The sequence below is a fragment of the Asticcacaulis sp. genome (assembly GCF_020217185.1).
Classification (GTDB): domain Bacteria; phylum Pseudomonadota; class Alphaproteobacteria; order Caulobacterales; family Caulobacteraceae; genus Asticcacaulis.
The window spans coordinates 1-10,000 of the sequence record NZ_JAIWNX010000238.1 but is presented as its reverse complement, the minus strand read 5'-3'; the positions used below and the strand labels follow the sequence as shown (position 1 = coordinate 10,000).

General features: G+C 60.5%; 8 protein-coding genes, 1 tRNA gene and 2 pseudogenes. 5 read left to right on the top strand and 6 right to left on the bottom strand.

Features of this window, described 5'->3' with window-relative positions; all coding sequences use genetic code 11:
* The 3 genes and pseudogenes from LDL37_RS11840 to LDL37_RS11830 form a co-directional block, all read left to right on the top strand.
* A pseudogene (locus LDL37_RS11840) lies at positions 1–513 on the top strand (hypothetical protein); the annotation flags it as partial.
* A 382-nt stretch (positions 514–895) separates the two neighbouring features.
* Entirely contained in the window at positions 896–1,957 is a 1,062-nt protein-coding gene (locus LDL37_RS11835; protein ID WP_290798453.1) for a YncE family protein, read from the top strand.
* A gap of 678 nt (positions 1,958–2,635) precedes the next feature.
* The gene (locus tag LDL37_RS11830; protein WP_290798450.1) at positions 2,636–2,923 is read left to right on the top strand and encodes a tyrosine-type recombinase/integrase; all 288 of its coding nucleotides are present in this window, start codon (positions 2,636–2,638) and stop codon (positions 2,921–2,923) included.
* An 81-nt stretch (positions 2,924–3,004) separates the two neighbouring features.
* On the opposite strand, the gene LDL37_RS11825 is transcribed toward LDL37_RS11830, so the two are convergent.
* The 6 genes from LDL37_RS11825 to tpiA form a co-directional block, all read right to left on the bottom strand.
* Positions 3,005–3,081, bottom strand: a tRNA-Arg gene (locus tag LDL37_RS11825).
* An 11-nt stretch (positions 3,082–3,092) separates the two neighbouring features.
* Entirely contained in the window at positions 3,093–3,398 is a 306-nt protein-coding gene (locus LDL37_RS11820) for an ETC complex I subunit (protein WP_272742050.1), read from the bottom strand.
* Between the two features lie 99 nt (positions 3,399–3,497).
* Entirely contained in the window at positions 3,498–3,881 is a 384-nt protein-coding gene (locus LDL37_RS11815) for a RidA family protein (RefSeq protein ID WP_290798446.1), read from the bottom strand.
* Positions 3,882–3,897: 16 nt separating this feature from the next.
* Positions 3,898–5,532, bottom strand: a complete 1,635-nt coding sequence (locus LDL37_RS11810; protein ID WP_290798456.1) for a CTP synthase — start codon at positions 5,530–5,532, stop codon at positions 3,898–3,900.
* A gap of 143 nt (positions 5,533–5,675) precedes the next feature.
* The gene (gene secG / locus LDL37_RS11805; protein WP_290798444.1) at positions 5,676–6,218 is read right to left on the bottom strand and encodes a preprotein translocase subunit SecG; all 543 of its coding nucleotides are present in this window, start codon (positions 6,216–6,218) and stop codon (positions 5,676–5,678) included.
* Positions 6,219–6,367: 149 nt separating this feature from the next.
* Complete coding sequence (gene tpiA, locus LDL37_RS11800; RefSeq protein ID WP_290798443.1) at positions 6,368–7,120, bottom strand: triose-phosphate isomerase; 753 nt, start codon at positions 7,118–7,120, stop codon at positions 6,368–6,370.
* A 197-nt stretch (positions 7,121–7,317) separates the two neighbouring features.
* Here tpiA and LDL37_RS11795 point away from each other — a divergent pair, with 197 nt between their 5' ends.
* Positions 7,318–9,246 (top strand): peptidyl-prolyl cis-trans isomerase, encoded by a 1,929-nt coding sequence (locus LDL37_RS11795; protein ID WP_290798440.1) that lies wholly within the window; start codon positions 7,318–7,320, stop codon positions 9,244–9,246.
* Positions 9,243–10,000, top strand: a pseudogene (locus tag LDL37_RS11790) (anthranilate synthase component I); the annotation flags it as partial. The gene LDL37_RS11795 and the pseudogene LDL37_RS11790, both read left to right, overlap by 4 nt.

Genomic DNA, 10,000 nt, shown 5'->3' with positions numbered 1-10,000 from the left:
CTGGGCCGACAAATCGCTCTGGAAATGGGCCGACCGCGACGACGCTGCGGGCGGGCGTTACCGGGTGAATGGCGAAGCGATGGAAGGTTTGGCCGACTGCCGCCCGAAACCATAGCGCGCGCCGCCTGCCCGCCCTTAGGGATCGACTATGAGCGCTCCGAACGCGCCACCTATACCGGCGTTGAGGCTCAGCGGCACGATAAGGCGACGGCGCAACGTCAAACCGTGGTGGCGGGCTCAGACAGCAATGCCAAGCGGCTCAAGAAAATCTATGCCTCTGAAAGCGCTGCGCTTCAGGCTGCGGAGGCCGAATGGGGCCGCACCCGTCGCGCCGGGGCCAAACTGACCCTGCCCCTGTCGTGGGGCCGCCCGGACATATTCCCGGAAAAGCCGATCACGGTCACCGGCTTCAAGCCCGAAATCAACGCGGAAAAATGGATCGTGGTCAGCGCCCGCCACCAGATGGATGGCACCGGTGGCTCAACGACAACGCTCAATCTGGAAACCGTCTGAATATCATAATGCACGCAACGAGAAGCCCCGTTTTTCGGCGGGACCTAAGAGCCAGATCCGAAATTAAGTTGAGCGGTATCAGTGGCTTAGCTTGACGCCAATCCAGGCCGTTGATTCAGCGGTCTCTGCCGGATTCGGTGTCCAGGGTGAAGATGATTGACAAGCGTCGGGTTCTGAACGGGACATTTCAGCGTTTGCGGACAGATGCGCCGTGTGAATGTCTATTCCGACTAGGCAAAAGACTTATATCGCCGCAATTTGCCATTTATCGTTGCACACGTTACAGAAGAAATATCGACATCGATCACAACCAAGCCTTGCGTCCTACGATCGTTTGGGTTTCAAATGGTATCCATCAACCCGATTCATAAAGGCAACCGTGATGACGACTTCCACCAGTCTTTTGGCTTATGTGACGAACGCACAGGATAATGGGTCTTCGCTCGGCGTCGGATCGGTCATTCCGGTCGATCTTGCCAAGGAAACGGCGCTGACGCCTATCCCTGTTTACGGCAGGTCGATGAGCGACGGATCGGGGACCAACGCCATCATCGTCACGTCGGATGGCAAGACCGCTTTTGTCACCAACGAATTCACCAACTCCCCGGCCGGCTCGGTCTCTAAAATCGACCTGGCGTCGGGCAACATCCTGTGGTCGATCACCGTCGGCGCAGAGCCGGTCGACATCGAATTCGTGCCCCATACCAAAGAGGAATGGGCCTGGGTCGCGAATTATGCGGGCAAATCGATCACGACGGTAAACCTTACCAAAGGTGTCGTGGGCACGACGATCCCGGTTCCGGGGGCGGGCCCCAACACGGTCGCGTTCACGCCTGACGGAACGAAGTGCTATGTCGCGAACTGGCAGACCGACAACCCGGCCGGCAGCAGCGTTACGCCGATTCAGGTGACCGGAAACGGCGCGTCGGGAACGGTCCAGCCGTCGATCGCCGTCGGGCTCAATCCGAACTGGATTGCCATCACCCGCGACGGCACCACTGCCTATGTCGCCAACAAGGGCAGCAGCAGCATCACGCCGATCGATGTCCTCACCAACACCCCCGGCGCCACCATCGCCCTGCCCGGACCGCCGATCCAGATACAGCTCAGCCCCGATGGCAAGCTGGCCTATATCGCTATTGCCGGGAGCAGCATTGACGCGGTGGTCCCGATGGACCTCACCACCAATCCCGCGACGGTCGGGTCGGCCATCGATCTTGCCAAGGGTGCCCAGCCGCACTGGATCGCCTTCACGCCCGACGGTGCCAAGGCCTATATTGTGGGCAACGGCAACGGCACGCTGACCCCGATCACGGTCAAGGGCAATGTGCTGGGGACTCCCATTACGGTCTCGGCCGATCCGGCTGCGGATATCCTCGACATCGCAATCGTGGCGTCCTTACAAGGGCCGCGCAAAGGGGCGGCGCAAAATAAGGCCAGGTGAGTCGCGCGGATGGGAGGGCCGGAAGGGCGTAGCCCGTAAGAGCCTAATCCGAAATTAAAGTGAGTGATGTCAGCGGGTTAAAGCCAATTTTTCGAAATCTATGGCACGGCCCGTCGCGCACTTCCACGGCCAGCCAACACGACAGGTGCGTCCAAAACTTTCCTGAACCGCGTTGAAAGGCTGCGTCAGCGGCGAACCGCACCCGTCAAGGCGTAAACCAAAGCATAGGCTGGCCTCCGCACCATCGGATCGGCTTCACATCGGGACACCTAACGCGGTGCCGACCGAGCGTTGCCGTCTTGAACAGCGGGCATTTCGTTATCGTCTGGCAGGACAATAGCCAGACCTTGGGAGACACTGCCATCAGTATCATCAAGGCCCAGGCTTTCACGGCCGACGGGAGCAAGACGGGTAACGAGTTCCTCGTGAACACGCCCTCCCCCGACCCAAAGGTCTATCCGAAAATTGGAACCGTTGGGAACGGGTTCGCCGTCGCGTGGAAAGACTGGACCGGTAACCGCCCGGCCGGTTCCACAAAACAAATCGATGTAGGTTGCACCACCCTTGTTTACGCCTATGAAATTTTTCCGTACTGCCCGTGAAATATCGAGATAGCGGACAAGATAGGGCAGTATCCCGATCCCGATCCATCCGATCTGGCAGGCCGAAATCGACCTCATGCCGCCCGATGTCTTGATGTTCGTTCACACCCAAACCGGCGCGGCATACAAATCAACTTCGTTCGGCAATGAGTTCCGCGACTGGTGCAAAGAAGCTGGACTCCCCCCGCAATCGAGCGCGCACGGCGTCCGCAAAGCCGCCGGCCGCCGCATGGCCGAAACCGGTGTCTCAGCTAAGGGGATCATGTCCGTTTTGGGCCACTCAAGCCTGTTCGAGGCCGGGCGCTACACCAAATCCGCCGACCAGATTAAGCTGGCCGACGACGCCATTTCAAAGCTCCGCTGAACCAAAGCCAGAACAAACACGTTCTAACCTAACGTTCTAACTGAAAATTTCCAATGAAAAATCAGAGCCTTAAAAAGAAAATGGCGACCCCGGCAGGATTCGAACCTGCGACCGTCCGCTTAGAAGGCGGATGCTCTATCCAGCTGAGCTACGGAGTCAGAAAGCGCTTTTAGTGCGTCCAGCTCTGGCGGCGGTTGGACGCGAAATTGTCGGCATAGGCCTTGATGATCTTCGGCGGGGTTTCCGGCTCAATCAGGCGGAACGGAATGCCGTGGGTTTCAGCATAGGCCATAGCCTGTTCCTTGGTATCGAAGGAGAGGCGCACCTGGGTATTGGTGTCCGCCGCCGAAATCCAGCCCATCAGCGGGTCAGGCGTGCGCGCCGAGGCCGGTTCGAACTCCAGCACCCAATCCTGAGTCTTGGCCTTGCCCGACTGCATGGCGGTCTTGGACGGCTTGAAGATGCGCGCGAACATGACAATCTCCTGCGGACGCGAAATCTGTCCGGATTCGATATCCGGATGGTCAAGGTCTGTTACTACAAACCCGCTTTTTGGCAAAGGGCTTTTGCCCGATTACCCTTCTATCTCAGCCGAAGCTTCGATCTCAACCAGCCATTCGGGGTTGATCAGGGCCGAGGTGCCGAGGAAGCTCGACGCCGGACGAATCTCACCAAACACTTCGCCGTGGGCGCGGGCGGCTTCCTGCCACAGCGACATATCGGTCAGGAAGATGCGCGTGCGGATGATGTCGGTCACCGAACCGCCCGCCTCTTCCACCGCCTTGACGATGGTTTCGAGGATGGTCTTGGTTTGCAGGTAGCAATCCCCTGCCCCGACCAGCTTGCCATCGCGCATGGCCGTTGTGCCTGCGACCTCGATACGGTTGCCGATACGCACGGCGCGTGAAAAACCGATGGTCGGTTCAAACGGCGAACCGGAAGAAATAAGCTGACGCATGAGGATATCCTGAAAATTAAACCAGACGGCTGCGGTCGAGCGCCGCGGTGATGAAGCTCTTGAACAGCGGGTGCGGCTGCATGGGGCGGGACTTGTATTCCGGGTGGTACTGCACGCCGATAAACCACGGATGGTCGTCGCGTTCGACGATTTCCGGCAGCAGGCCGTCCGGCGACATACCGCTGAATTTCAGGCCACAGGCCTCAAGCTGCGGGATATAGTCACGGTTGACTTCGTAACGGTGGCGGTGGCGCTCGGAAATCTGCGTCGTGCCGTAGATGTCGGCAACTTTTGAGCCTTCGCGCAAGCTCGCCGCAAAGGCCCCCAGACGCATGGTGCCGCCCAGATTGCCGCCCGCCGCGCGCTGATTCAGCTCATTGCCGTTGAGCCATTCGGTCATCAGGCCCACAACGTGTTCGCCACCGTCGCCAAACTCCGATGAGGTGGCCTTGGCGATGCCGGCCTGATGGCGCGCGGCCTCGACAACGGCCATCTGCATCCCGAAACAGATGCCGAGGTAGGGAATCTGGTTTTCGCGCGCGAACTTGGCGGCCATGATCTTGCCCTCGGCCCCGCGCTCACCGAAGCCGCCAGGCACCAGAATGGCGTGCACGTTTTCCAGCTTCTGACGCACGGTTTCGGGATCGTCCTCGAAGGTTTCGGACTCGACCCACTCGATATTGACCTTAACGCGGTTGGCCATGCCGCCGTGATAAACGGCTTCGATCAGCGACTTATAGGCGTCTTTTAACACCGTATATTTGCCAACAATAGCAATCGACACCTCGCCGTCCGGCTTGGCGTAGCGGTGGGTGATGTCTTCCCACATCGACAGATCGGGCTGCGGGGCGTCTTCGATGCCGAAGACGCTCAGCACCTCGTTGTCGAAGCCTTCGCGGTGATAGTCGATTGGCACGGCGTAGATATTGGCCGAATCGAGGGCCTGAATGACCGCCGTTTCGCGCACATTACAGAACAGACCGATCTTGCGGCGTTCCTCGCGCGGGATTTCATACTCGCTGCGGCACAGAAGGATGTCCGGCTGAATACCGATCGAGCGCAGTTCCTTGACCGAGTGCTGGGTCGGCTTGGTCTTCATCTCGCCCGCTGTCTTGACGAAGGGCAGCAGGGTCAGATGGATGAAACAGCACTGACGGCGCGGCAGCTCCTGCCCCAGCTGGCGGATAGCTTCAAAGAAAGGAAGTCCTTCGATATCGCCGACCGTGCCGCCGATTTCCACCAGAATGAAGTCGGCATCCCCCTGATCCGACAGGACAAAGCTCTTGATCTGGTCGGTGACGTGCGGAATGACCTGCACAGTGGCCCCCAGATAGTCGCCACGCCGCTCTTTTTCGATGATGTTGGAATAGATGCGCCCGGTGGTGATGTTGTCGGTTTTGCGCGCATTGACCGCCGTGAAGCGCTCATAGTGACCGAGATCAAGATCGGTTTCCGCGCCGTCGTCGGTGACGAAGACCTCCCCGTGCTGATAGGGGCTCATCGTGCCGGGGTCGACGTTCAGATACGGGTCGAGCTTGCGCAGGCGAACCTTATAGCCGCGCGCCTGAAGCAGGGCCCCCAGCGCCGCCGAAGCCAGCCCCTTGCCGAGCGAGGACACCACGCCCCCCGTAATAAATACAAAGCGCGCCATATCCGTGTTCACCGTGGGCATGTCGGAAAACCTTTATCCGGGAACCGCTGCGGGCGATTCCACTTACCTTCATATATATTCAAAAAGATCGGCTCACAAAGCGATCTGTGAGCCGGTCCTGAGTTCAGATTTTAGAGCGGTCGTCAGTTCGAGGCCGAAGACGAAGCCGCCGATGACGAGGAGGTCGCGGCCGGCTTGGCAGGCTGAGCCGCCGGTTTCGCCGCCGGGCGGGCCGCACTCGACGACGAAGCCGAAGAGGCCGGCGCGCCCAGGGTGCTGAGCGACGGCGCGGCGCTGGTCGGCGACGGCAGGTCGGTCAGGGAGGGCGCGGCCGAAGACGACGTGGCACCTGCCGATTGTTGAGCATTTTGCGCGGCCGCCGCGGCCGCCGCCGAAGCCTGAGCTTCGTTCAGCTTGACGTTATCGGCGCCGACCTGATCGACCACGGAAGTGCCGCGACGGTCGAGGTTCGACACTACGGTCAGGGCTATACAGTTGGCGAAGAACAGAATCGCCAGAATCGAAGTGGCCTTGGTCAGGAAGTTGCCGGCACCGCGTGCCGACATAAAGCCCGACGGACCGCCGCCCATGCCCAGCGCCCCGCCTTCGGACCGCTGAACGAGAATCAGTCCCACCAGAGCGATGCCGATGAGGATTTGGATCGAGAGCAGGATAACGAACAGCATGAAGTTCCGGGGTCTTTTGGGCGAATGTCTGGGCTAAGGGCGGGGCTGCGCCCCTTTGGGTCGCGCGCCTTGTCCAAAGCGTAAGCGCACGCCCTTAGCACTAAGACTGGGCATTGGCCATAGCTGTTTCAAGGATTTGCGGTGGAATTTCAGTCTGCGGCGGCGATGATGCGGTTGAAATCCTCAGCCTTGAGCGACGCGCCGCCGACCAGCAGGCCATCCACCCCGTCCAGCGACAACAGGTGGCGGGCATTGTCCGGCTTGACCGAGCCGCCATAAAGCGTGTGCGGCACGACCTGATTGTGGAATCGCTGCGCCAGATGCTTCTGGATCAGCAGCATGGCGTCAATCACCTGATCGTCGGTGGGCACGTGGCCGGTGCCGATGGCCCAGACGGGCTCATAGGCCACATGGAAGGTTTGCCCTTCGAGCGCCAGAGGCAGGCTGTCGCGCAACTGCTTGCTGAGGACGGCGTGGGTCAGGCCCTCCTGACGCTGATCGAGCGTTTCACCGATGCAGATGATCGGCTCCAGCCCGGCCCGCAGCGCGGCCAGAGTCTTGGCCGCGACGCTTTCGCAGGCCTCCTTGTGGCCGTGACGGCGTTCGGAATGGCCCAGTATGACCATGTCGGCGCCAGCGTTTTTCAGCATTTCGGCCGACAGGTCACCGGTAAAGGCGCCTTGCGCGTCCTTATGGCAGTCCTGACCGCCCAGACGCACGGGGCTGGGTTCAGGGCGGGCGTTCAATGCCTCACTCAGGGCAAAGAGAAGGGTTGAGGGCGGGAAGATGGCGACCGAAGCCCGGCTGTTGCGTGCGGCGGTATCCATGGCCAGGGCTTCCGGAATGGCGTCCCTGAGGCCATGCATCTTCCAGTTGCCCGCGATAAGCGGATGTTTTGGCATTATAAAATCAGTGGCATGTTATATTTTGTTGATAATGTTATCTGTAACGAAGCCGACCCGTTACGCCAAGAAAAAACCGGCAAACAATTGGATTCCGTTTGTAACAGCCTTGATCCCGTCACGGTTGGTCAATTATATGTCTGCGCGCCGTCCGCCCCGGAGCGGTGGCACTTCATCTTTTCAAGGTCGCCCCTTTCATGATCTCCAGCTTCCGTCAGTTTACCAAGTCGCTCACTTTCAAGATTTTGATGGCGGCGTTGATCCTGAGTTTCGCCGTCTTCGGTATGTCCGACCTGTTCTCGCAGCCGTCTTCGCGCAATGTGGTTGATGCCGGTGATCGCCAGACGACGACGGATGATTATCGTCGTCAGTTCGATCAGTGGAAGACCGGAGCTGAGCAGCAGAGCGGCCAGACCCTGACCTATGAAGACGCCGTGAAGCAGGGCCTGCATGTGCGCATCATGGAAGAGCTGGCTGATATGGATTCGGTGTCGGCCTGGCTGGTCAAGGTCGGCCTGCGCCCGTCGGCCAAGGTGGTGACCGATCAGATCGCCAAATACCCGATCTTCTTCGATTCGATCACCGGCAAATTTGACAAGGCCAAGTACCAGCAGGAGCTGGCCACGCAGATGAAGATGAGCGAGACCAAGTTCGAGCAGATCATCAGCGACGACATCGCCAACCGTCAGTTTATCGAAGCTTCGGTGGCCGGGCTTAAGCCGCCGCGCATCTATGCGGCCCTGCAAAGCGCCTTCGCCAGCGAGACGCGCGACACCACGCTTCTGGTTGTCACCCCGGACAATATCGAAAAGCCGGGCATGCCGACCGATGCCGAACTGCTGAAATTCTATGATGACAACAAGGAACGCCTGCGCCGTCCGGAACTGCGTCAGTTTACCGTTGTCTCCTTCGCCCCCGGCGACTTTGCCTCAAAGGTGACGGTCGATGAGGCCGAACTGAAAAAACTCTATGAATTCCGCCGTGACACCCTTTCCAACCCGGAAACCCGCACCTTCGTGCAGGTGACCGTGCCGGATCAGAAGGCCGCCGAGGCCGTGGCTCAGGCCCTGCGTTCGGGCACCGACGCCCAGACCGCCGCCAAGGCCAACAAAGGCACGGTGATCACCTATGACGCCAAGCCGAAGACCGCCGTAGCCGACGCCAAGGTGGCCGACGCGGCCTTTGCCCTGAAACAGGGTGAGGTGTCGGGTCCGGTTCAGGGCAGCCTCGGTCTGGCGGTCGTCAAGGTGTCGGGCGTCACCGCCGCCTCGGTGACCGGTTTCGATACGGTGCGCAACCAGCTTGAAGCGGAATACAAGGCCGACAAGGCCAAGGATCTGGCCTACAAGGCGTCCGAAGTCTTTGAAAAGGAACGTTCGGCCGGTGCTGACTTTATGACCGCCGCGCAAAAGGCCGGTGTACGCGTGATCAACCTGCCGCCGATGACCGCCGAGGGTCAGATGGGCAACGGCCAGCCGTTCCAGTACGCCCCGATCCTGAAAGCCGCCTTCGATCAGCCCAAGGGCGGCGAAACCGACGTCACCGAACTGGGCAATGGTGAGTATTTCGCCCTGCGCGTCAACGAAGTGCTGCCGTCGGAAGTCCCGGCGCTCGACAAGATCAAGCCGCAGATGATTCAGGCCTGGCAGCAGAAGACCGCCGGTGATCGCGTCGCCGCCAAGGGCGAAGAGGCCGCTGCGCGCCTGCGCAAGGGCGAGTCGCTTCAGGCCGTTGCCTCTGCGATGGGTCTTAAGGTCGAAACGCGCGCCGGTCTGGCGCGTCAGACAGCCCCGCAACAGGTCGGCCCGGAACTGACTGGCCGCATCTTCTCGGCCAAAAATAATGAAGTCTTCACCGCGCGTCTGAACGAAATGGTCAGCGTCGTGGGTAAGGTCACCGCCATCAACAAGGGCGAAGCCACCGCCGTCAATCAGGCCTCGGCCATGACCGGTCAGGCCGTCGCCTACGGCCTGTTCCAGGACCTCAGCTTCACCATGCGCAAGGGCGCGCGCGCCGCGGTCAAGACGAAGACCAACCCCGATGCCGCAATCGCCGCCCTGGGCCTAAACCCGGCCAGCATCAAGTCGGACGACAAGACGGCAGAAGCCGGCAAGGCCGCCAAATGATCAGCGCGGCCTTCGCTTCCGATGCTACCGGCGTCAGCGGCTTTGCGGCCCAATACGACGCCGGACAACCGGTTATCGTCACCCGCCGCCTGACCGACGATCTGGAAACACCCGTCTCGGCCTATCTCAAACTGGCCAAGAGCCGCGCCTTCTCGTTTCTGTTCGAATCGGTCGAAGGCGGGGCTCTGGCCGGGCGTTATTCGATCCTGACCTTGCGGCCTGACCTCGTCTGGCGCTGTTTCGGCGAGCGGGCTGAAATCGCGCGCGGCGAAGCGGCGATTGCCAAAGGGCTTTATGAGACCGAAAGCGCGCCGACGCTCGAGTCCTTGCGCGGGCTCGTCACCGCGCACCGGTTAGACATCCCGGCTGATCTGCCGCCGATGATTTCGGGCCTGTTCGGCGTGTTCGGCTACGACCTTATCCGGCTTTATGAGCCGCTGGGGCCTGCCAATCCCGATCCATTGTCCCTGCCGGACGCCGTGGTGTGCCGCCCGTCGGTCATCTGCGTCTTCGACAATGTAAAGCACGAAATCCTGCTGGCCACGACCGTATGGCCGGGCGCGGGGGTTAACGCCCAGACGGCCTATAGTGCGGCCCTGTCGCGCCTCGATCAGGTCGAAGAAGACCTGCGCCTGCCCCTGCCGCCCAAACCCGTGGCGTTGGAGCGTGAACAGCCTGCCCTCACCTCACCCACCTCGGCGACGGACTACAGCGCCATGGTCGAAAAAGCCAAGGACTACATAGCGGCGGGCGA

Bases quoted from the DNA above. Each gene is read 5' to 3' on its own strand.
- LDL37_RS11835 (WP_290798453.1), top strand. From the start codon at position 896: ATGACGACTTCCACCAGTCTTTTGGCTTATGTGACGAACGCACAGGAT.
- LDL37_RS11830 (WP_290798450.1), top strand. From the start codon at position 2,636: ATGCCGCCCGATGTCTTGATGTTCGTTCACACCCAAACCGGCGCGGCA.
- LDL37_RS11820 (WP_272742050.1), bottom strand. From the start codon at position 3,398: ATGTTCGCGCGCATCTTCAAGCCGTCCAAGACCGCCATGCAGTCGGGC.
- LDL37_RS11815 (WP_290798446.1), bottom strand. From the start codon at position 3,881: ATGCGTCAGCTTATTTCTTCCGGTTCGCCGTTTGAACCGACCATCGGT.
- LDL37_RS11810 (WP_290798456.1), bottom strand. From the start codon at position 5,532: ATGGCGCGCTTTGTATTTATTACGGGGGGCGTGGTGTCCTCGCTCGGC.
- secG (WP_290798444.1), bottom strand. From the start codon at position 6,218: ATGCTGTTCGTTATCCTGCTCTCGATCCAAATCCTCATCGGCATCGCT.
- tpiA (WP_290798443.1), bottom strand. From the start codon at position 7,120: ATGCCAAAACATCCGCTTATCGCGGGCAACTGGAAGATGCATGGCCTC.
- LDL37_RS11795 (WP_290798440.1), top strand. From the start codon at position 7,318: ATGATCTCCAGCTTCCGTCAGTTTACCAAGTCGCTCACTTTCAAGATT.